Below are 23,405 nucleotides of genomic sequence, written 5' to 3'. Positions count from 1 at the left end.
GCAAAGCGCTACCCACCGCTACGTACGAAATGATAGTTTATTCGGGCTGTAAGTGTTGCAATGATAACGTTCCCCTTTGTGTTCAAGTGACGAGTTTGCGAGCAAAGTGATGATTAAGTGGCCCTGGAAAACGAATGAGGCAGGCCGGGACATGGCGCTGCCGTGGGATGACGCGCTGGCGATCCCTGTTCTGGCGAATCTTAAGCCGGATGAACAATCGAAACTGGTTCAGATGGCAGATCGTTTTTTGCAGCAAAAACGTCTGGTGCCGCTGCAGGGGTTCGAGCTTGATCCGCTGAAAAACGCCCGCATCGCCCTGCTTTTCTGCCTGCCGGTGCTGGAGCTCGGCATTGAGTGGCTGGACGGTTTTCATGAAGTGCTGATTTATCCTGCACCGTTCGTCGTCGATGATGAGTGGGAGGATGATATCGGGCTGGTACACAACCAGCGGGTGGTGCAGTCCGGACAAAGCTGGCAGCAGGGGCCAATTATCCTCAACTGGCTCGACATTCAGGACTCGTTCGACGCCTCGGGCTTTAATCTGATTATTCACGAGGTGGCGCATAAGCTTGATACCCGCAACGGCGATCGCGCCAGCGGCGTGCCTTTTATTCCGCTACGTGAAGTCGCAGGATGGGAGCACGACCTGCATGCGGCAATGGATAACATCCAGGATGAGATAGACCTGGTGGGCGAAAGCGCGGCCAGCATTGATGCCTATGCGGCAACTGACCCCGCCGAGTGCTTTGCGGTGCTCTCGGAGTACTTCTTCAGCGCCCCCGAACTCTTCGCGCCCCGTTTCCCGGCGCTGTGGCAGCGTTTCAGCCAGTTTTATCAGCAGGATCCGCTCCAGCGCCTGCGGCAAAATGAGGGCGCTGGCGGCCCTTCATCCCACCACGTCCATTAATTTTTTTCGACAGGGGTACGCTCGGTTAACCGTACCCCGATGCTCAGCGCTAAAAACAGCGCCGCCACGCCAAAGGCCGCCGTCGTTAAATAGTGTTCGCCGAAAAAGCGCGTCACAACGGGCACCAGCAGCGCGCTGACGCCATAGCCCAGCGTGTGGCTGGTCGCAATAGCGCCCGCCCCCTTCCCCGTGGTCAGGCGATCGTTCAGCAGCAGCTGATAGCCCGGCGTTGCCATTGCCGCGCCGAGCGAAGTGATAGCAATCCCCACATAGAACAGCGCCAGTTCGGCGATACACATTAGCGCCAGCCCAGCCACCATCAGCACCGCCGCCATGCAAAGCAGGGTCAGCGGGCTGAAATGCTGCGGACGAACCACCAGGAACTGCGCCGCGAGCGTAGCCAGCGCGGCCAGGCTCAGCAGGAGCGCAACATGATGGCTGATATCCCGGGCGTTGCCGTCCAGCAAGGGGCTGAGGTGCGGTGACAGGCCGAGCTGCATCAGGCTCACCAGCGCCGCCAGCAGCATCGCCAGCAGCAGGAACGGCAGCATGGACATCTGCAGGCGGGTCGCCTGGTGTGCCACCGGCGGCAGCGGCGGATCCGCCACCTCCCGCAGCACCAGCAGCAGAGCGATTAACGGCGCGATCGCCATCAGCCAGAGCGGCGCGACCGGGTTAACGCTGAGCATCAGCGCCGCCAGCGGAGGCCCCAGCAGGCGGCCGCAGCTGAGGCCGGAACTGATGGTTGCCAGCGCCGCCATGCGTTTATCCAGGCCCGCACGCTGAATGGCCCACGTCTGCGCGGCAGGCACCATGCCCGACACCGTCAGGCCATACAGCAGACGCGAGAGGATCAGCCCCGCCAGCCCCCAGGTGCTTTCCAGCCTCCCTGCCGCCATCGCCCAGACCACCAGCGCCATGACGCCAAAGCTGGCGAGATAGCCGCTGAGGGAGGACACCATAACGACCTTACAGCCGCGGCGCTCGCTCTGGCGTCCCCACCAGGGGGACGCGGGTAAAAAAAGCATGGAGCCGAACATCAGCAGCCCGGCCCAGACCGAGAGTGAGAGTCCGGTCAGGGTCACCAGCTGCGGAAGCATGACCAGCAAACCGTTTTGCCCGATGCCCAGCAGGCCCGCGCAGAGCGCCAGGGGCCAGTTGGCTTTGGAGGTGATATTTTCGGTCAACGTTTCAGAATCAGCGCGCATGAAAATGTGAACATAGTGTCAATAAATGTGTGGAAATTATGAAGTTAATGAAAACAAATATTGCAAAAATAGTTGCCACTGTAAACAGAATGAATATCATAACGAGAATTATTATCAGTCATGGAATGAGGTACATCTATGCGTGCTCTGCCCCGCTCTGCCGGTACAGACGTTGCAGCCCAGTGTTTTTTAAACGCCCTGTTACGCGAAACGAAGGACTGGCGCTATCTCCCTGCAGCCGCAGCGGATGAGTTAGCGCACATTCATATTCCACTCTCTTCCTCCCAGGCCCTTCGGGTTCCGGTACGCTATTTCTCCCCAACCCAGCATCATCAGTACCGTTTCCCGGCAACGCTTATTCAGAGCGATAGCGACAATGGTGACGCCGTCACTTTCACTCAACTGATTGATTTAATTCTTGAAAAACCCTCAGTAAAAGGCTCACTGGATGCCGATACGCTGACGCGTTTTAAACAGCGCGCGCTGGAAAGCCATACCCATACCTGGCAGGCGATTGATTTGCGCCACGGCTGGGCAACGTTGCGCGACAAGCCCCTGACGTTTGCCGAAGCGGAACAGGCGCTGCTGGTGGGCCACGCGTTTCACCCTGCGCCAAAATCCCACGAGCCATTCAACGAAACCGAGGCGCGCCGGTATCTGCCGGATTTCGGCTCCCGCTTCCCGCTGCGCTGGTTTGCCGTTGAGAGCACGCTCATTGCCGGCGACAGCCTGAACGTCTCCCTGCGCGAGCGTCTGCTGCGCTTCGCCGCCCAGAGCGCGCCCGAACTGCTCGGCCACTTCGCCGACACCCGCTGGCTGCTGCCGATGCATCCGTGGCAGGCCGACTATCTGCTGGAGCAGGACTGGTGTCAGCGTCTGGCGGCAAACGGTTCATTACAGGACCTGGGTGAAGCGGGCGCACAGTGGCTGCCCACCAGCTCCTCACGCTCGTTGTACAGCGAAACCAACAGCGACATGATTAAATTCTCCCTCAGCGTGCGCCTGACCAACTCCGTGCGCACGCTGTCGGTCAAAGAGGTTAAGCGCGGTATGCGCCTGGCGCGGCTGGCGAAAACAGAACGCTGGCAAGATTTACAGGCCCGCTACCCGACCATGCGCGTGATGCAGGAAGACGGCTGGGCAGGACTGCGTGATGAAAGCGGCGTCGTTCAGGAAGAGAGCCTGATGGCCCTGCGCGTTAACCTGCTGTTCGATACGCCAGACACCCAGACCAACGTGCTGGTCAGCCTGACGCAGGCCGCGCCTGACGGCGGCGACAGCCTGCTGGCCGCAGCGGTACGCCGTCTAAGCCAGCGTCTGGATTTACCGCTCGCCCAGGCCGCCCGCTGCTGGCTGGACGCCTACTGCGACCGCGTGTTGCTTCCGCTGTTCAGCGCCGAGGCGGACTACGGTCTGGTGCTGCTGGCACACCAGCAAAATATCCTCGTTGAGATGCAGCAGGATTTCCCCGTCGGGCTGATCTACCGCGACTGCCAGGGCAGCGCCTGGACCGAAGGGGCCGACGCGTGGCTGAAAGAGGCGGGCGAAACCGACGTGGAAAACCGCTTCGGTGAAAGCCAGCTGCTGCGCTACTTCCCTTATTACCTGCTGCTGAACTCCACCCTTGCCGTCACCGCCGCTCTCGCCGCCGCCGGTTTCGACAGCGAAGAGCACCTGATGTCCCGCGTGCGTGACGCGCTGGCCGGGCTGCGCACGACGGCGAAGCAGACCCGCTGCCTCGACTACGTGCTCGACAGCCCAACCTGGAACTGCAAAGGCAACTTCTTCTGCTACCTGCACGATCGCAATGAGAACACCATCGTCGATCCGGCGGTGATCTATTTCGACTTTAGCAACCCGTTTTACAAGGAGAAGGCGTGATGGCCATCGCGAATATCGTCCATTCCGGCTACGGCTTTCGCTGCACCGCAACGGAACAAAACCTGCCGCTGACGCTGGGTCTTGACGGCAGCGCGGTGCTGGAGCGTCTGACCGGGATCCCGGCCGGCTGGCTGGTGGAAGCCCTCGATCAGCTGTTTGTTGCCGCGCCCGCCCTGACCGGCATTACCCTGCCGTGGGCGGACTGGCAGGATGAACCCCAGGCGCAGGCGCTGTTTAGCCAGGCCCACGGGGATTATCTGGCGCGAGAAACCTTCTGGCAGCTGCCGCTGTGGCTGCAAGGCGAACGTCCGCAGGCAAGCGGCGGGATGCAGTTTGATGAGAGCCGCCAGCTGTACTTCCCGCTGCGTCCTCGTCGCCCACAGGGCGAGGTGTATCGCCGTTACGATCCGCAAATCAAGCGCACTTTAAGCTTCCGCGTGGCGGACGTGGCGCTGGACGGCGAACGTTTCACTCAATGGATGAATAACCCGCGCGTGAACGCCTTCTGGGAGATGGCGGGCCCGCAGGCCGAGCAGGAAAACTACCTGCGCCGCCAGCTTGACTCGACCTACTGCTACCCGGTTATCGGCTGCTTCGACGACCAGCCGTTTGGCTATTTTGAACTCTACTGGGCGGCAGAAGACCGCATTGGCCGCCACTACCGCTGGCAGCCGTTTGACCGCGGGCTGCACATGCTGGTGGGCGAAGAAAACTGGCGCGGCGCGCAGTATATCCGCAGCTGGCTGCGCGGCCTGAGCCACTATCTGTATCTCGATGAACCGCGCACTGCGCGCATCGTGGCCGAGCCGCGCTTCGACAACCAGCGCCTGTTCCGCCATCTGGCCTCCGCCGGTTTCGACACGGTGAAAGAGTTCGACTTCCCGCACAAGCGCTCGCGCCTCATCATGAGCCAGCGTCACCGCTTCTTCAGCGAGGTGGGCCTGTGAACGCGCTCTGGCAGAAAGTGAACCGCGAGATGGTGGCGAAGATCCTCGCGGAGCTGGAATACGAACGCACCCTGCGCGCTGAGCCGGTTTCATCGGACGGCTGGCGCATCGCCATGGGCAACGAGTCCTGGCAGTTTCGCGCCGCGCGCGGGATCTGGGGCTGGCTGCATATCGACCCGGACAGCCTGACCACCTCCAGCGGCGCCGCCGTGGAAGCGGAAAGCGCGCTGCTGCAGCTGGCGACGGTGCTGGAGATGAGCGACGCGCAAACGGCGGAGCACATGGAAGATCTCTACGCCACGCTGCGCGGCGACATGCAGCTGCTGCAGGCGCGTGAAGCGCTGGACGCGGACGCGCTGATCCACCTCGACCCGGACGAATTACAGTGCCTGATGAGCGGCCACCCGAAGTTTATTTTCAACAAAGGCCGCCGCGGCTGGGGTCTGGACGCGCTGCGCCAGTACGCGCCGGAATACCGCGGGCGCTTCCGCCTGCACTGGGTCGCCGTCCAGCGTGAACATCTGGTCTGGAGCAGCGACGCCGATTGCGACATTCACGCTCTGCTGGCCAGCACCATGGATGATGCCGAGCGCGCCCGGTTTGACGCTCGCTGGCAAGCGCTGGGTCTCGACGACGGCTGGCTGCCCGTGCCGCTGCACCCGTGGCAGTGGCAGCAAAAAATTGCAATTCATTTTCTTGCGCAGCTGGCGCGCGGTGAAATGGTTGAGCTGGGCGAGTTTGGCGATGAGTACCTGGCCCAGCAGTCCCTGCGCACGCTCACCAACGCCAGCCGTCGCGCGCCGTATGACATCAAGCTGCCGCTGACCATCTACAACACCTCCTGCTATCGCGGCATTCCGGGCAAGTACATTGCCGCCGGTCCTCTGGCCTCGCGCTGGCTGCAGCAGCAGTTCGCCGCTGACGCCACGCTGATCCGCTCCGGCGCGCAGGTGCTGGGCGAACCCGCCGCCGGGTATCTGTCGCATCCGGGCTACGCGGCGCTGCCGAAAGCGCCCTACCGCTATCAGGAGATGCTGGGCGTGATCTGGCGCGAGAACCCATCCTGCTATCTGCAGGACGGCGAGCAGGCGGTGCTGATGGCGGCGCTAATGGAAACCGACAACGCCGGGCGTCCGCTGATCGACGCGTGGATCACGCGCTCGGGGTTAAGCGCCGACGCGTGGCTGGAAAAGCTGTTCGAGGCAACGGTGATCCCGTTCTACCACCTGCTCTGCCGCTACGGCGTGGCGCTGATTGCCCACGGCCAGAACGTGACGCTGGTGATGAAGGACTACGTCCCGCAGCGCATCCTGCTGAAGGATTTCCAGGGCGATATGCGCCTGGTGGACGAGGATTTCCCACAGGCGCAGAGCCTGCCGGAGCAGGTAAAAGCGGTGACGGCGCGCCTGAGCGCGGATTACATCATCCACGACCTGCAAACCGGCAACTTTGTGACGGTGCTGCGCTTTATTTCACGCCTCACGCTGCAAAGCGGCGTCAGCGAAACGCGTTTCTATCAGATCCTCGCCGGGGTGCTGCACCGCTATATGGCCGCGCACCCGGAGCTTGCGGAGCGCTTTGCGAAATTCGATCTGTTTAAGCCGCAGATTATTCGGGTGATCCTTAACCCGGTCAAACTGACCTTCTCCGAACACGACGGCGGCAGCCGCATGCTGCCGAACTACGTTACCGATCTTGATAACCCTCTTTTTCTGGCCTCCCGGGAGTCCGCGCAATGAAAACCTATGATTTCATCGGCATTGGTATTGGCCCGTTTAACCTCAGCGTCGCCGCCCTCGCAGAAGGTCTGGACGGCTTTAGCTCGCTGTTCCTTGAGCGTAAACCGCACTTCTCATGGCACCCGGGCATGATGGTGCCGGACTGCCACATGCAGACCAGTTTCCTGAAGGATCTGGTCAGCGCCGTGGAGCCGACCAACCGCCACAGCTTTCTGAACTACCTGGTGCAGCGCAAAAAGTTCTACCGCTTCCTGACCACCGAGCAGCGCACGGTTTCCCGCGAAGAGTTTGCCGACTACCTGTGCTGGGCGGCGGACAACCTCACCAATCTCGCCTTCAGCCAGCAGGTGCAGCAGGTGAGCTTTGATGAGCAACGCGGCCTGTTTGAGGTGGTGACCCAGCGCGACCGCTTCCTGGCGCGCCACGTTTGTGTGGGGATTGGCAAACAGATCAACCTGCCTGACTGCGTCACGGCGCAGGACGATACCTGCTTCCACGCCAGCGAGATGATGCTGCGCACGCCTGACCTTGCGGGCAAGCGCGTTACCGTCGTCGGCGGCGGCCAGAGCGGCGCCGACCTGTTCCTGAATATTTTCCGTGGCGAATGGGGCCAGCCGCTGAGCCTGAATTGGGTCTCGCGCCGCAATAACTACAACGCACTGGATGAAGCCGCCTTTGCTAACGAGTATTTCACGCCGGAGTACGTGGACAGCTTCTCCACGCTCGGTGAAGAGGCGCGTCGTCAGATGCTGCACGAGCAGAAGATGACCTCCGACGGCATCACCACCGAGTCCCTGCTGGCGATTTACCGCGCCATGTACCACCGCTTCGAAGTACTGCGTGAAAAACCCTGGGCGCACCTGATGCCGTCCCGCTCGGTGACTGCCCTGACGCGTCAGGAAACCGGACATCGCCTGAGCATTCAGCATCACCTCGACGGCGGCCACGAGCAGCTGGAGAGCGACGTGGTGATTTTCGCCACTGGCTACCGCGCCGTGCAGCCCGCGTTCCTCGCGCCGCTGTCTCACCGCCTGCATCTGGATGCGGACGAAGCGTTCTGCATTAACAACGATTTCACCCTCGAATGGGACGGTCCGCAGAGCAACCGCCTGTTCGCCGTGAACGCCGGGATGCACCGTCTCGGCATTGCCGAACCCCAGCTCAGCCTGATGGCCTGGCGCGCGGCGCGAATTCTGAATCGCGCACATGCCGACGAGCCGTTTGAACTGGCCACCACCCCTGGCGTTATCCACTGGCGGAGTACCACCAGCCCGGAGAGCAGCCAGGTTTTTAAATCGTTAGCAAAAACCACTGAGTACTGACACACACAATCAGGATCAACATAACAATGAAACGTTCTCATCTTTGGGTTTTAAATCCTTGCTTGCTTGCAATGCTTTCTACCTCTGCGTGGGCGGAAGAACAAAAGGAAGAAAATATCGTGGTCTCTGCCAGCCGCGCGCACCGCAGCGTGGCCGAGATGGCGCAGACCACCTGGGTCATTGAACGCTCTGAGATCGAGCAGCAGGTTCAGGGCGGGAAAGAGATTAAAGAGGTGCTGGCGCAGCTGATCCCGGGCATGGACGTCAGCAGCCAGGGGCGTACCAACTACGGCATGAACCTGCGCGGCCGCTCCATGATGGTGATGGTGGACGGCGTACGCCTGAACTCGTCCCGCAGCGACAGCCGCCAGCTCGACTCCATCGACCCGTTCAACATTGACCGCATCGAAGTCATCTCCGGCGCCACGTCACTCTACGGCGGCGGAAGCACCGGCGGCCTGGTGAACATCGTCACCAAAAAGGGCCAGCCGGAGACCGAAGTTGAGTTCCAGACCGGAGCAAAAAGCGGGTTTAACAGCCACAATGACCACGATGAGAACGTGTCGGCTGCGGTCAGCGGCGGCAACGACAACGCCTCCGGTCGTCTGTCGGTGTCGTATCAGCGCTACGGCGGCTGGTATGACGGCAACGGCGATGAGGTGATCATCGATAACACCCAGACCGGCCTCCAGTATTCCGACCGTATTGATGTGATGGGAACAGGCACCCTCAACATCGACGATCACCAGCAGCTGCAGCTCACTACCCAGTACTACAAGAGCGAATCCGACGGCAAGCATGGGCTGTATCTCGGGAAGAACTTCTCGGCGGTAACGGGCGATGCCACCGCGTACAACAAGGATAATCTCGACTCTGACCGCGTGCCGGGCACCGAGCGCCATCTGATTAACCTGCAGTACTCTAATACTGATTTCTGGGGCCAGGATCTGGTCGCGCAGATTTACTACCGTGACGAGAGCCTGACCTACTACCCGTTCCCGACCCTGACCAAAGGCGTGGTGAGCAGCATCGGCGCGTCGCAGCAGAAAACCGATTTTTACGGCGGCAAGCTGACGCTGAACAGCAAGCCGGTGGACGATTTGACGCTGACCTGGGGTGTCGATGCCGACCACGAAACGTTCGATGCCAACCAGCAGTTCTTTGACCTGAGCAAAGCGGCGGCGAGCGGCGGCATGGAGCTGGACAACGCCTACAACGTGGGCCGTTATCCTGGCTACAGCATCACCAATCTCGCCCCGTTCCTGCAGGCGAGCTACGACATTGACGCCATCACCCTGAGCGGCGGCGTGCGCTACCAGTACACCGAGAACAAGGTGGACGACTTTGTCGGTTACGCCCAGCAGCAGGCCATCGCCACCGGGAAAGCCACCTCCGCCGACGCGGTGCCGGGCGGGAAAACCGATTACAACAACTTCCTGTTTAACGCCGGGATCCTCGGTCGCCTGACCGAACAGCAGCAGCTGTGGTTTAACTTCTCCCAGGGCTTTGAAATTCCTGACCTGGCGAAGTACTACGGCTCCGGCACCTACCAACTCAGCAACGGCCACTATCGCCTGCTGAACAGCGTAAACGTCAACGACTCAACGCTGGACGGCATCAAGGTCAACGCCTACGAGCTGGGCTGGCGCTTCACCGGTGACAACCTGCGCACGCAGGTCGCGGCGTATTACTCGCTCTCGGATAAAACCATCACCATCAACAAGACAGATATGACCATCAACCTGGAAGACGACAAGCGTCGTATCTACGGGATTGAAGGCCAGGTGGACTATTTCTTCACCGACAGCGACTGGAGCACCGGCGCGAACTTTAACGCCATCAAGTCTGAAACCCGCGAAAACGGGAAGTGGGAGAAGCTGACGGTCGACAGCGCCAGCCCGTCGAAAGCCAGCGCATGGGTGAACTGGGCGCCGGGCGACTGGACCCTGCGCGTGCAGAGCACGCAGACCTTTGACGTGTCTGACGCTGACGGCAAGAAGATCGATGGCTATAACACGGTCGATTTCCTGGGCAGCTACGCCCTGCCGGTGGGGAAAGTCAGCTTCAGCGTGGAAAACCTGCTGGACAAAGACTACACCACCGCCTGGGGCCAGCGCGCGCCGGGGCTGTATAGCCCAACCTACGGTGCACCGGGCCTGTACACCTATAAAGGCCGCGGACGTACGTTTGGTCTGAACTACTCCGTACTGTTCTGATCCTTCGCGCCGCCTGCGGGCGGCGCATTTCGTTGTGTAATTTCAACGCGAATTTGCTATAAAATCAGCGATTTGCTGAAATAGTCGGCAAACGAACAAAAAGCGCGTTTTCACCCTTTGACAAGGCGTACCGAGGTCGATAATATGCGCCTCGTTCACACGATTCCTCTGTAGTTCAGTCGGTAGAACGGCGGACTGTTAATCCGTATGTCACTGGTTCGAGTCCAGTCAGAGGAGCCAAATTTGAAAAGCCTGCTTTTGAAGCAGGCTTTTTGCTTTTCTGCGTCTCTGATGCTAACTCAGAATTGCATCCAGCCTGGCAAGCACTTCATTTATAACAGCATCAGGTATGCGTTCCAGCCGCATGCCGTTTCGGGCAGCCATATCAATAGTTCTGGGCTGGTCGCAGCGAATAACGCCCATCGTTTTTGTCCCCGCCCCTTCCAGTGAAACGGTGAAACCTGCCGTGCGAGCAAAGTTACCGCCGCTGGTGACGGGAACCACTACCGGTAGCCGGGTCAGCTTGTTAAACGATGCCTTCGACACGATGAGAACCGGACGTTTTCCGCTTTGCTCGTGGCCTGCAATCGGATCCAGTGAAACAAGCCAGATTTCCCCTCTGTCCATTTACAGGATCTCCTTTCCTACCGCAGGCGCATCAATCCATTCCCGATCCTCTTCACTCATTTCAGCGTGCGGATCGCACTGCGCCAGCAGCTCCTCAAGCGAATAATGAGGCCGTTTTTGGGGTTCAATGATCAGGCAGCCATTGTTAATGGTCATGCCGACTTCGCTGTCCGTCGACAGCTCCAGCGTTTTCAACACGGCGGGAGGAACCGCCAACATGATGGATCCGCCGACCTTTTTCAGGCGAGTTTTATACATAGCGCACCTCCTAATATTATATTTTAATATAACATTTATGCCAGGAGATGCGCAGTTATTCATCAGATTCATGGTGATTTCCTTTTCGTAAAAAAGCTGTTATCCATCTAAGTACACTGCCGGTGGGAACGAAGTGCGTTACTACTAAGGCTGATAATAGAGAACTGTTTTTGCGGTTCAAAGGATTATGGCGAATCGGATAAACGAAATGCGAGGTGGCTTCCGGATCGGAGCTGCGCCTGAGGAACATCAGCTATAGCGCTAAGGCCAGATTTTTCAGGGGAAACATATAACGATACCACTCTCCAGCCCAACACAGAGGTAGAGACGAACACATGATATAAAAGACGCAGGCGCATCTTATGTTACGTATACATTTCGAGGTTTCTATCCCGCCCTTAATTTTTCAAGTGTAGGTAAAAAACACCGACTTCAGTTAAAAACGGCAAGAAGAAGCCGTGAACCACAGCTCATAAATTGTTTCACAGCACAAAAGCCAAGCATATAACACGTTAGCAACCAATTCAGCTAGCAAATGTTTTATGAATATTATTTTATAAAGAGAGATCAATATTAAAGATTGAAATCGTATCCGATCGGCGTAACATGAAATTGCTGAAATTTAACTCTTCGTTAATCTAACATGGATGAGGTGAAATGTGAGCCCCCTTGTATTACATTCCTACAATGCTGTTATTGAATACACCCTTTCCCGGGCCAAAAAATCCAAAGCGTCACGTCGTATTGGAGGATTTTGTCAACTTCAGGGGCCAACAGGTAGCGGGAAGACGAGCTCGCTCTATCGTCCTGGTCATCAAGACAACACACTTCCCGCATTAGAATACATTAGAAAATCAGGATTTCAGGCCATTCTAGTTACCCATCGCTGGAACATACTGCACGATATTTATGAAAAAACAGTGGAGCATAAAGACAGTAATGGAGAGCCATTCCGGGTCAGTGTGCTTTATGCACAAGAGGACCAGATTGTATCTGCCGTTGAAGCGACACCATTACCTCATGAGACATATATATCTCCAGCTTCGTTACCCAATCCTTTTATGTCTATCGATGAGCTGCATGCCAATAATTTATTTGCCAGTAAGGAGATGGCTGAAAAATTACGCAAAAGTTGCAACAACATTCTCCGTATCAAAAGAACGCTAAAAAATTATCCCTCCCAACTTCGAGCAGCCATCGCAAGTGAGAAAGAAGCGTTAATCAATTCTTGTACAGCCGTAGAAATAACCTTGATTCAGAATATTAAGTCTCTGGATAAAGAATTTAAAAAACAAAAAGAAAAATACGGTGAAATGAATGAACTTACGCAAGCAGCGAAGCAGCGGCTTGATGATTTCCGTCGCCATGCCTGGGTTAGACGCATTCTTCCCGCCATTGCCTGGCGTGACGAAAAACAACATCTGCTGATCATGACAACCCAAAAGCTGGTTTCATCATTTTACGATGGGCGACGCAAAGTACGTATGTCCAGTAAAGAGTTGCGAAATCACATCATTTTTATTGACGAGTTCGATTATCAGGCTGAAGTATTACAGGAATATTTGGCTCAGGCTCAGTGGGTTCAAGAGCCGCCAGAATGTCTAGGCCAGTTACTGGATGGGGGGCGCAGGTTGCTACAACGTATGCAGCATGTTGCAACAGAGCCAGCTACGATGATCCGACTACGCTTGGCTGAGTTTCTTGAAAATCTGGAAAAAACTTTAGTTGACAAAGATGTTGATTTAACACACGCCAGATCATTGGTTATGCCACTACAACAATATCTTACAGGCAAGTCATTCGGTGAGCATTACTTATTTCGCTCTGATCATTTAGTCACCAGCGAACGACTCATTATGCGAAAAGCTGAGCATGGATATGAAATTATAAGGCCCAACGCTTTACTTCAGAATAATGAGTCAATAATTGATATCAGCGATTTTTTACGTCTGATGGAAAAATTTATTCGGCAGTTTAACCTGATGCTAACAGATCTGACAGCCAGTGAAGACGAATCGCATGAATATATCAAGAAATTAACCCGACTTCTGTTCGATCCTGTCAATGACTATAGACCATCATACTATGGCTCAACCCTGCCAAATATGTCCCGGTTTTTGTTACCACGCACTGATCTGCCCGAACTGCGGGAACTAAGGGAAAGTAATATTTTGCCCAATACACATGCCAGTATTTTTGGGTTAACTAACTGGTTGCTGAAACAAAATGTCGTGGATACCGATATCGACCCATTACGAATACAGATTAAGCGTGCGTTCTTGCCAACAACAGCAGAAGGCCTACTACTGTCATTAGCCAGTCGTAATCTCGTTTTTGCACTATCGGCCACATCATATATTGAAAGAGCCTGCAACCACTTTGATGTCCGGTGGATAAACTCAGCCTTACGCTATATTGCTGAAGCACGTAATCCCGCAGTTACAGAAAGCTTTCTCGGAACTACTTTTGAAAACCGACCTGACTCCTGGCTTAAAGAACCGATACCCTATGTTCAGACCGATGATGACCTTCAGTTACAGAATACCGCAATTGAAGCGATCAACTTTAGCAAGGAAAATATCAGAAAGACACAACTGAATATTGAAATCCATGATTTTAATAATATAAAGAACAGCACATATTCAGCCGAACTACTCGCTTCTCTCCCCCCCGATTTTTTCCAGAATGATGATGAACCTTCAAGAGATTTCGAATCAGAATATCGCCAGAATATTCTACTTAAACTGCTTGATGTGCTGAATCTGGCAGGAAAAAGGCCTCAGCACCGAGGGCATCTTGCTTTTGTTAATTCCATATTTTATTTAAGAAAATGGTTAACCAGTGCAATAGCGACACAAAGCCGAGATTGCCTAACATGGTTAAAGCTTGATCAGCCTTTATCAGACAATCTTTTGCTAAAGAATTTTACTGATATATTTATACCGTTGATTATACATAACGAGCCCGCACTAATCTGTTTGTTAACCGCAGAATGCCAGAAAAAAAAGGGCTTCAGTGATGCTTATCAAGCTGCATTTGCTTCCCGACGTATTGTTATTGTGCTGACACAAACAGCCTCTTCCACAAACGGTATAAATCTGGATTTCAGCCTGCCTGAATCCGGCAAAAATATGGATTTGACCTGTTTATATTTACTGGAATCACGGCATTTTTACTTTTCCGCTTTCCAGACCAGTGCAGATAGCAATGATGATATGGCACATGCAGGTTTCCAGTTACGCAATCTGGAAAAACTACTACGTGCAGGGGAAATTTCACGTAAACAGCATCAGCGCTTCATCCTGCCACTGATGTTGAACAGGAAGAACGAAATCTCCCGCTTAAACGGAGAGTATAAGAGAACCAGCGATTATATAAAAAATACGGCAGCCAATGTTCAACAGCAGGTTGGTCGTATTGAGAGGGCTTGGTGCGAAGTACCCAACGCTGAGATTCACCTTGATGCTGAACTAGCAAAAGACCTGTCTCGCTTTGCTTCATTACCTATCTATACATCAAATCGTCGACAGCTTTCGGCACTCAATCGCCAATTACTGGATACACTTCTGGAGCGTGATGAACTGACACAGAATAAATTTTTCAGCCAGCTCATGACGCCGACTCAGCCTGGAAAACTAGCATTGGATTATATCGATCAGAGACTAGTTCCAGCTATTCGGTTGTTACGGGAACAGTCAACACCAAGAGATGACATCCCATTACTCTGGCGACAACTCGGTAAAGCAGTACTTCAGCATGATTTAGCCTGGAAACCGGAAAAAAACGCTTTCGACATTAATCTTGAATTATATAAATGGGCTTGCTTTGAAAAGCCGAAAGTAACTAATACTGACGGCAAAATCTGGTACTCCCCACAGACATGGCAGTTTTTTGACAAAGCAGCAGAAGGGCTGCGCCAATACAACCCTCAGAAACTGTACCAGTATATCCAACGTCATCCTATCATTACTGACTGGTTCAACCGTAAGGGTTACAGAACGTCCATTATGCCCTTTGCGAACGATTTGGAAGAGCGTTACGCATTCCATCCACTAGTTATACAACGCCTGCTGATGGGACGTCTGGGAGAAGAAGCTATCCGAGCACTTCTTTATTCAGAGAGCATCATTACAACCAGCCAAGTGTGCAGTCACCGGCTTTTTGAGCAGTATGATTTCAGTATAAAAAATTCTGATTATCGTGTGGATGCTAAGTTTTGGAGACAAGATACTCTCGATAAGGCAGATGAAGAATATCAACAATGGTTGGCATCTGGTGCAAATCAAGAGCATACCCCTCTGGGTCTGAGTAAAAAACTTGCACAAATTCGCGCTATCGAGGGTAATAAAACCAAATTGGTTATCGCCAACTTTGTTGCTCCGCATGCTGATAGTCAATTACTGGGTTTCTCTCACCACTTAACACCTGTTCAAAATCCTTATGAGGCGGACATTCTGGTTCTCGGCGGATGCGTGACCCCGGACACCATTTCAGTGGAAACACCAGGATTCTGGCAATTAAAAAAAATCATCAATCAAAACATTATGGAAAGAGCATAACATCATGGCGAAACGTAATGACGAAATAATCCGTTCTCTTCCCCTTTCACACATGATTTACCGGGACAACGAGATCGATCGAGAGAAAGCTGAGAAACTAGTTGTCTATCATTATCCGTTAAGTAAAAACTATCGCTGGAATGAATGGCAAAGCCGAATTGATGATGAGTTAGGCAGTCGTTATTTTCCTTATTTGATGAAATCTCATAAGGATCAATTTGGGCTATACGTTGCTTTGGACTCAGAGCAAGACAAGCCACCAATAATACAAAATGGTGATGGAATTATTGTTGAGCCAACGCGTGTCCATTACGAGGCTATGCTGAATCCAGTATGGATCCGACTTATCATGCGTAAAGTCTCCGCCTTTGGTTCACATTGCAAAGGTAGTCATACCCTGGGATGCCCATTACTTCAGACTGACGTCTGGAAAAGTAAGAATAGTTGCGGTATCAATGCAATTAGTCTGGACTGTCGCACTCAACAAAGAAGCGATAAAAATATCACTGAGGTTATATTATTTCATAAAAATGTTCCACTACGTCCAGTCGATATAAAAGACGAATTATTTAATATTCATCAACCATTATGGATTTATGATAAAAATAACGTTCTTGCCCGCTGGAAAGCGGAAAAAACGACAAAACCTAAATCTCAAATTTACCGGGAAGTAGCCAAAAATAAAGATAAACGCAAGCTACGCCCTTTTCTCGATCTTTCGTCTTCAACCTCACTCAAAAATAGCTGGCCTTGGATCCTTCAACCAGTTCAAAATGAATTTATTGAGCAAGCAAGAAAATTTGGCTTCGGATTATCTCCAGTAGTACTTAAGTTACGCCCTTTACCGCTTAAAACAAAATTCAAAACAGCTGACAAGGCTAAATTCCCAAGTGTGCAGCTTGACAAAGAGATAAAGGTTCTTGATCTACGTTTTTCAAAAAATGTATCTCCACAATACATTGTTAATAACATTCAGTCCCTGCTGAATGAAAAATATCCTGATGCACGCATGTCATTACTACCTGATATAAAACCGGATCAAATTGTGAACATAGAAATTGATGGATCACAGTGTCTACTTGTTTTGCTGGATCAGACTCCGGGTATCATTGACGATCGCTATCCATTGACACAAATATTAAGAACAAAAGCTGCCTGCCAGCATATTAATGTTAATCCTTTTGATCTCTCAGTCGACCCAATTACGGATAACTTACTAATAGAACAGTCTACACCTGACGGTGACACGAGGCTTATTCCTGCCACAGATTCTCGTTACTATGATTATAGTATCAGTGATTTTAAGAAAAAAGTGGTTCAAGAATCTTTGGCACGTAATGTTGAAATTGTATATAAAGAATTAGCCCTGAAGCATTTGCTGCTATGCAATGAGACCAAAATTAGTGTTACGCTTCCGCAGCAGAAGGATCTACTCACTAGCAGTCTCGCTGTAATCACTAATGGCTGTTTGTTTACTGTGAAACAAGACCGCCCAATAATATTACCTTTCCACCCAGCTATGCCAGATGCTGTTTCATCCTGTGATAATATACTCTGTTCATTTGATACTTCTGTAACAGCACTTCTCGCTTTGCTTAACGAAAAGTGGCCTTACCATTATCGCCCCCAAGATATTACACAAGGGATTTGGAATGAAGCAGAGAAGTTGACCCGATTTATTAATCGGTTGACGGTGATAATTCACAAAACGGAAGAAGTGACTATCCTCCTTCAGGATCCACAATATGGAGCACCTCATATGCTTCCGGAGAAATTAAACGATTTAATGACTATTCTGGATTCTCAACGGCAACAACTCCCTCTTAATAAATGGTTATTGCCTGAAATGGATGAACTAATGTTTCATATAGACCAACTTACCGAAGAAGGTGAATTATCCGATACAAATAAAAATACGTTACTTCGTGAACTTGAGTTGTTGTGTAACTTATGGAAATGTGCTTTAAGAAAATTTTATTCCGACAATGAATTCAATGTCACTTATGATGTTTTAAAAAATTATGTTTTTTCCCAATGGCCTGAAAAGAAAAATGCGCTTATGATGGAAGTCGCTAAAAAATCAGTAAAAAGAGCCAGTACATCATTAATAGCATCATGGAATAAATTATTATCTCGTGTCTTCGATTTACCTTTAGGCGATCCTCGCAACTGGCTCAAGAATGTACCAGGTATTACACGACTCTGGCATGATCCAGAGCAAAATTACGTCATTGTTGGCAGTCTTTCCTCCCCTCAACCTATTATTCAACGTCAACCCAGTATTCGCCAATGGCATGCATTGCAGGGTGAACTTAATTCCGAACTTCTTGCCGGACTAGTTGATGTTGATTGGGTCAGAATGAATCAACTAGCGGGCAATCCCTGTGTGGCTACGCTTGTGCGTCGATGGAAAGAATGTCAGGTTCAGCTGGATGATGTGCGTGATGTATCACTGACAGAGTAAAGTTTCAATGCCTCAGGTAATAATGTAGGACCTGAGGCATTGTGAACAACTAAGCTATTAGAAGAATGAAGTTCACATGCAATGTAATAACATCATCTTTGTCGATATCCTATACACAGATTGAGGGACATATGCGCATTCATCAGGTTCAAATAAAGAATTTCCGACTCTTAGCTGACGTGGAGCTTGTATTAGAGGAACAGACGACAGTTATTGTTGGTCGAAATAACAGTGGAAAAACATCTCTCTCAGAGATAATACGCAGATTTTTAGCGGACGGCAGTGCGACTTTTCAACTCGAAGACTTTTCCAGTTCTTGCTATGACCGTTTTTGTGACGCACTGAAAGCGCTAAACGAAGGGGAAGAGGATCATGTCATTCGTGATCTCGTCCCAGCAATTGAACTTCGATTGAAATTCCAGTACGACTCCACGCAACCTCAATTAGGCCCATTGAGCCCCTTCGTGATTGATTTGGATCCGTCGTGTACCGAAGCGCTCGTGGTAGTCAGGTATGAATTGAAAGATGGCCAACTGGCACGGTTTCTCGAAGGACAGCCCACAGAACCACTAACTCAGGAGACTCAGATTACCTTCTTCCGTGCGTTACGGGAACGAATTCCCAACGATTTTTGCGTAAAAATATGGGCTGAAGATCCCAATGATCCAGAAAATCGTCGCGAGTTACAATCTAGCGCACTGCGCGGTCTGGTCAAGTCGGGCTTTATCAATGCTCAACGGGGACTCGATGATGTAACATCCAGAGAATCGGATGTACTGGCTAAAACGGTAGAACATCTTTTCGCAACAGCGTCCTCGGCCTCTGCGGATACAACTGATAAGCAAATTGCCGATGCGTTGAAAGGTGCAGTTCAAGATATTCAGGCTCAGATTGACACAAACTTTGGTAGCCAACTCAAAAGCCTGATTCCTGCGCTGAAAACGTTTGGATATCCCGGACTAGGAGGGCAAGAATTACACACCGAAACATTGCTCGACGTGCGCAAGTTACTATCAAACTTCACTAAGGTTCGGTATTCGGGTTATAGCGGTGTCACACTACCGGAGTCGTACAACGGTCTTGGCACTCGTAATTTAATATTTATTCTGCTGCAGCTGGCTGGTTTCTATAAGGCATTTCGCGCTGAAATTACTGAGCCGGGTGTACATCTGATCTTTATTGAAGAGCCTGAAGCTCATCTGCACCCACAAATGCAGGAAGTCTTTATTCGTCAACTTTCCAAGATTGTGCAACAACTGGTTGACGGCACTGAGGACAGGAGCCCCTGGCCCGTCCAGTTTGTAGTCTCTACACACTCTTCTCACATTGCCAACGCAGCTGGTTTCGAGACCATTCGCTATTTTCTCGGTGCTACATTGCAGGGAACTCAGGAAGGAGTTCGTACAACCAAAATCAAAGACTTGCGTAAAGGGCTTAGACATATTCCAACGGAAGATAGAAATTTCCTTCATCAATACATGACGCTGACCCGTTGCGATCTCTTTTTCGCAGATAAGGCTATTCTTGTCGAGGGATTGAGCGAGCGATTATTGCTTCCAACTATCATCAAAAAACTAGAATCAGCCGAACCAGAAAGACCGAAGCTGTCGAGCCAGTACGCAACGGTGATGGAAGTCGGTGGTGCTTACGCTCATTTGTTCTTCGAGTTATTAGCATTTCTTGAACTTCAGAGCCTGATCATAACTGACCTGGATGCCGTTCTGGCTCCTCGGGGTAAAGCGTGCGCCGTTCATCTTGGTACATATTCCAGTAATGCTTGTTTGAAAGCATGGTTCTCTGAAGATAATCCTTTCACATTAGCTTGTTTGATTGCCAAGAGTGACGATGATAAAGCTCGCAATGGAAATCGTATTGCCTATCAATGTGCAGAAGTGACAGATGGCCCCTGCGGACGCACATTCGAAGATGCATTTATCCTTGCAAACTCGGCTCTATTCGGGCTGGTAGGGAGAAATACTCAGGAACTTGAAATAGAAGCCCGCGATAAAGCGGCTGAGTGGAAAAAATCAGAATTTGCATTGAAATACGCGATTACAGAGACAGAATGGAACGCCCCTAAATACATCGTCGATGGAATTTGCTGGTTAGCTGGCAGTAAAGAGCCCATGACACAAGATCCAGTATTGGCCCAGGTTGTAGAGGCCACAACTAGTATTGAAGAAGGAGCCAGCGCTGATGTCTGAGATCCATTCCCCCGCCGAAGCTGCTAGCCAGCGAGCTTTGGAATCTATGTATGCTTGCCTCAGTGGAGGGCGAAGCTTCCGACTCGAAGCTGGCGCTGGTGCGGGTAAAACATATTCCCTTATTAAAGCACTTCGTTTCTTGATTGAGCGAAATAAGGATTTATTTGAAAAACGTAGCCAGCAAATTGCCTGCATCACCTTTACTAACGTGGCGAAGGATCAAATCGTCGCGCGAACAGATCGAAGCCCCATCGTTTTTTGTGATACCAATCATGCATTCTGTTGGTCGTTAATCAGTAGCTTTCAAAAACCTTTGAGAGAACTGATCGAAACAATGCCAGAGTGGAGAGAAAAGCTCGATGAGGCTGGCGGAAGCCTTGGTAATCGTAGTGTTGAGTATAATCTTGGACATCGCTCCATCCGCGACCATCGTATAACGCTTCATCATGATGATGTCCTTTCTTTAACTATCTCACTCATGGAACACGATAAGTTCCGCAAAGTGATTACAGAACGCTTCCCGATAATTCTGGTCGATGAGTACCAAGACACAGACAAAGACTGGATTGAGGCAATTAAAAGACATTTTCTTGGTCAAACTGGAGCTCCTCTATTTGGTTTTTTCGGCGACCATTGGCAAAAAATCTATGGTGGTGGGTGTGGTAAACTGGAACATCCAGATGTGGTTGAAATAGGTAAGGAGGCCAATTTTCGTTCGGATAAGACAATTGTCGATGCCCTCAATCTCATGAGGCCCGAGTTACCGCAGTGTGTCAAAGATCCCGAAGCTGAAGGTCTGGTACGGGTGTTCCATACAAACAATTGGCAAGGGGTACGCCAAAAAGGTGTGCACTGGGGTGGAGATCTCCCCTTAGCAGAAGGGCAAGCTACTCTGGAACGTGTCAAAGAAACGTTGCAACAAGATGGTTGGGATTTCTCTCCCGCGCATACCAAAATTCTCATGCTGACTCATCGACTTTTAGCCAATCAGCAAGGTTACTCAAATATAGTAGCAACGTTTCGATATAACGAATCTTTTACAAAAAAAGAAAACGAGCATATAGCCTTCTTTATCGACACGCTTGAACCTGCCTGCGACGCATTTGAGGCTCATAAATATGGTGCGATGTTTGAAGTTTTTGGTGGTGCTACACCACAATTACGTAGCCATTCAGATAAGGAAAGTTGGCACAATGCAATGATGCAGTTACTTGCTATACGCGAAACAGGAACTATCGGTGAAGTGGTTGAATACTTGCGTACTCATCGTAAGCCCAGACTTCCAGATAATGTTGAAAAACACGAGCAGGAATTACTCAATTATGACAGGACTGTTGATGCGGAAATACCAAGAAGGCTAAAAGAACTTGAAAAATTGAAAGATATTCTCTATTCCGAAGTAAAGTCACTTCGCCGTTATCTTGATGGTCATTCCCCTTTTGAGACTAAACACGGTGTGAAAGGTGCTGAATTTGAAAATGTCTTGGTAGTTGTTGGACGAGGGTGGAACCAATATAACTTTGGCGAAATGTTGGGCTTTGCTGGAGAGCAAATGCTCCCAGCAGGAAAAGAAGATTCATTTGAGCGTAACCGAAATTTGTTTTACGTTGCATGCTCCAGACCTCAAAAGCGCCTTGCAATCTTATTTACACAAGCTTTGTCTCCTGAGGCACTTGCAACACTTGGGAATTGGTTCGGAGTGGATACTATTGAGCCTGCACCATAATTGGTACGGTTTGCTGACGTTCAATTGGCTAAAGTCAGTGCCTAAATATGTCATTAGTTCTGTAGTGAAATGGTGATCATTCTGGTGGTCTTGACAGCCCTATTTTTAGATTTTGCTTGTCAGTTAGCCATTTAATTGCTAAGGCGCTCCCAAGCAGATGAGCCAAATTTGAAAAGCCTACTTTTTGAAGCAGGCTTTTTTATTTTCATTTTCTCTTCAAGAACATAAGAATTTTGGGCTTAAGTTAGTTCGATAACGGAGTGCTTGCAAATACCCCTTAACGCCAAAATCAGAAAGTTTATACAATCCGAAAAAGGTTTCTAATATAGTCCTGACGTCACTCACTCATACTAGTCAAACGCGCTTCATGGCTTCATAACGATGCGGCCAAGCGGTTTCGCTGTCTCGGCGTATTCATGGGCCGCGGCGGCGTTAGCCAGGGGGAAGATTCGATCAATGACAACCCTGATGCACCCTGCCGCTACAGCCTGCAACATCTCGTCCACGCTTGCCCGAACCTCAGGCCTTTCAAAAAGGGGGCCCATGAAAACCCCCATGAGCGTCTGGTTAGACTGCATTGCCGGCCATAAGTCGGCTGTCAGGCTGCCACCGCCCGCATTACCGACGAAAACAAGACGCCCTTCCGGCGCGAGTGCAGAAAGCGACGCAGGCAACGTCGTCCCTACCGGATCGATGACGAGGTTAACACCGGTGCCACGAGTGACCTGTCGGACACTCTCCACGACGTTATTCTCTACACGATCCACAACATGATCGGCTCCCAGTTCCAGCAATCGGTTTTTTCGCTGCGTTCCGCTTGCCACGGCGATGACCGTCGCGCCAGCTTGTGAGGCAAGCTGAACGGCCGCGAGCCCCACGCCACCCGCTGCTGCCTGAATCAGAACGGTTTCTCCGTGCCGGAGCATGCCTCGTGTGAAGAGGCAGTGATATGCGGTTCCAAAGGAGATCGGTACCACCGCCGCTTCTGCTGCACCCACTCCGTCTGGTATAAGCCAGGTTCGTTCCGCAGGCACAGCCCAACGTTCCGCATGCGATCCCTTCATGCTAAAAGCAGTCACTCTGTCTCCAACCTTGCGGCTACGGACTTTCGACCCGACGGCAACCACCGTCCCCGCGGCCGCGTAGCCAACAATCCATGAAGGAAAAGGCGGCGGAGTTGAACGACGGTTGATCAGATCTCCCCCTTCAATTGAGATAGCCTCGACAGAAATCAGCACATCGTCAGGCCCTGCGACCGGATCCGGAACATCGACATACTGCAGGACGCCGGGAGCGCCTTCCACGTCATAAACCGCTGCCTTCATAAATTTTCCTCTGACTTGCCTT

General features: G+C 51.6%; 14 protein-coding genes and 1 tRNA gene. 11 read left to right on the top strand and 4 right to left on the bottom strand.

Annotated features, from left to right (window positions below; all coding sequences use genetic code 11):
* Positions 1-109 precede the first annotated feature (109 nt).
* Positions 110-907 carry a DgsA anti-repressor MtfA gene (gene mtfA, locus IM303_RS05375; protein ID WP_045260370.1) on the top strand — a complete coding sequence of 266 codons (798 nt, stop codon included), beginning with the start codon at positions 110-112 and terminating at the stop codon, positions 905-907.
* Here mtfA and IM303_RS05370 read toward each other — a convergent pair.
* Entirely contained in the window at positions 904-2,115 is a 1,212-nt protein-coding gene (locus IM303_RS05370; RefSeq protein WP_049000087.1) for an MFS transporter, read from the bottom strand. The genes mtfA and IM303_RS05370 overlap by 4 nt on opposite strands.
* Before the next feature lie 138 nt (positions 2,116-2,253).
* Between IM303_RS05370 and IM303_RS05365 the strand changes: the two genes are divergently transcribed.
* The 6 genes from IM303_RS05365 to IM303_RS05340 all read left to right on the top strand — a co-directional run bounded on the left by IM303_RS05365 (position 2,254) and on the right by IM303_RS05340 (position 10,460).
* A complete protein-coding gene (locus tag IM303_RS05365; RefSeq protein WP_193359686.1) occupies positions 2,254-3,996 on the top strand; it encodes an IucA/IucC family siderophore biosynthesis protein in 1,743 nt (580 codons plus the stop codon).
* Positions 3,996-4,943 carry a GNAT family N-acetyltransferase gene (locus tag IM303_RS05360; protein ID WP_028013731.1) on the top strand — a complete coding sequence of 316 codons (948 nt, stop codon included), beginning with the start codon at positions 3,996-3,998 and terminating at the stop codon, positions 4,941-4,943. The genes IM303_RS05365 and IM303_RS05360 overlap by 1 nt, the downstream gene beginning before the upstream one ends.
* Positions 4,940-6,682 (top strand): aerobactin synthase IucC, encoded by a 1,743-nt coding sequence (iucC, locus tag IM303_RS05355; RefSeq protein WP_333488541.1) that lies wholly within the window; start codon positions 4,940-4,942, stop codon positions 6,680-6,682. The genes IM303_RS05360 and iucC overlap by 4 nt, the downstream gene beginning before the upstream one ends.
* The gene (locus IM303_RS05350) at positions 6,679-8,004 is read left to right on the top strand and encodes a lysine N(6)-hydroxylase/L-ornithine N(5)-oxygenase family protein (RefSeq protein WP_028013733.1); all 1,326 of its coding nucleotides are present in this window, start codon (positions 6,679-6,681) and stop codon (positions 8,002-8,004) included. Before iucC ends, IM303_RS05350 begins: the two co-directional genes overlap by 4 nt.
* A gap of 26 nt (positions 8,005-8,030) precedes the next feature.
* Positions 8,031-10,220, top strand: a complete 2,190-nt coding sequence (locus tag IM303_RS05345) for a TonB-dependent siderophore receptor (RefSeq protein ID WP_028013734.1) — start codon at positions 8,031-8,033, stop codon at positions 10,218-10,220.
* Positions 10,221-10,384: 164 nt separating this feature from the next.
* Positions 10,385-10,460 (top strand) — tRNA-Asn (locus tag IM303_RS05340).
* Positions 10,461-10,514: 54 nt separating this feature from the next.
* Here the strand turns inward: IM303_RS05340 and IM303_RS05335 are convergent.
* Together IM303_RS05335 and IM303_RS05330 are read right to left on the bottom strand one after the other, a co-directional pair.
* Positions 10,515-10,847 (bottom strand): type II toxin-antitoxin system PemK/MazF family toxin, encoded by a 333-nt coding sequence (locus tag IM303_RS05335; RefSeq protein WP_049138518.1) that lies wholly within the window; start codon positions 10,845-10,847, stop codon positions 10,515-10,517.
* On the bottom strand, positions 10,848-11,105 hold the full coding sequence (locus tag IM303_RS05330; RefSeq protein WP_041909206.1) for an antitoxin: 258 nt from the start codon (positions 11,103-11,105) through the stop codon (positions 10,848-10,850).
* A gap of 659 nt (positions 11,106-11,764) precedes the next feature.
* On the opposite strand from IM303_RS05330, the gene IM303_RS05325 reads away from it, so the two are divergent.
* The 4 genes from IM303_RS05325 to IM303_RS05310 all read left to right on the top strand — a co-directional run bounded on the left by IM303_RS05325 (position 11,765) and on the right by IM303_RS05310 (position 22,058).
* Complete coding sequence (locus IM303_RS05325; protein WP_193359685.1) at positions 11,765-15,664, top strand: hypothetical protein; 3,900 nt, start codon at positions 11,765-11,767, stop codon at positions 15,662-15,664.
* Positions 15,665-15,668: 4 nt separating this feature from the next.
* A complete protein-coding gene (locus tag IM303_RS05320; RefSeq protein WP_193359684.1) occupies positions 15,669-18,128 on the top strand; it encodes a hypothetical protein in 2,460 nt (819 codons plus the stop codon).
* A 131-nt stretch (positions 18,129-18,259) separates the two neighbouring features.
* Positions 18,260-20,332, top strand: coding sequence for an ATP-dependent endonuclease (locus IM303_RS05315; RefSeq protein ID WP_193359683.1), 2,073 nt, complete (start codon positions 18,260-18,262; stop codon positions 20,330-20,332).
* Positions 20,325-22,058, top strand: coding sequence for a UvrD-helicase domain-containing protein (locus IM303_RS05310; RefSeq protein WP_193359682.1), 1,734 nt, complete (start codon positions 20,325-20,327; stop codon positions 22,056-22,058). Before IM303_RS05315 ends, IM303_RS05310 begins: the two co-directional genes overlap by 8 nt.
* A gap of 365 nt (positions 22,059-22,423) precedes the next feature.
* On the opposite strand, the gene IM303_RS05305 is transcribed toward IM303_RS05310, so the two are convergent.
* Positions 22,424-23,383, bottom strand: a complete 960-nt coding sequence (locus tag IM303_RS05305) for a zinc-binding alcohol dehydrogenase family protein (RefSeq protein ID WP_193359681.1) — start codon at positions 23,381-23,383, stop codon at positions 22,424-22,426.
* Positions 23,384-23,405: the final 22 nt, after the last annotated feature.

It is taken from the genome of Enterobacter cloacae complex sp. P38RS, from assembly GCF_014930775.1.
Lineage (GTDB): Bacteria > Pseudomonadota > Gammaproteobacteria > Enterobacterales > Enterobacteriaceae > Enterobacter > Enterobacter bugandensis.
The sequence above is the reverse complement of the archived record's forward strand: the minus strand, read 5'-3'. Positions and strand labels throughout refer to the sequence as shown.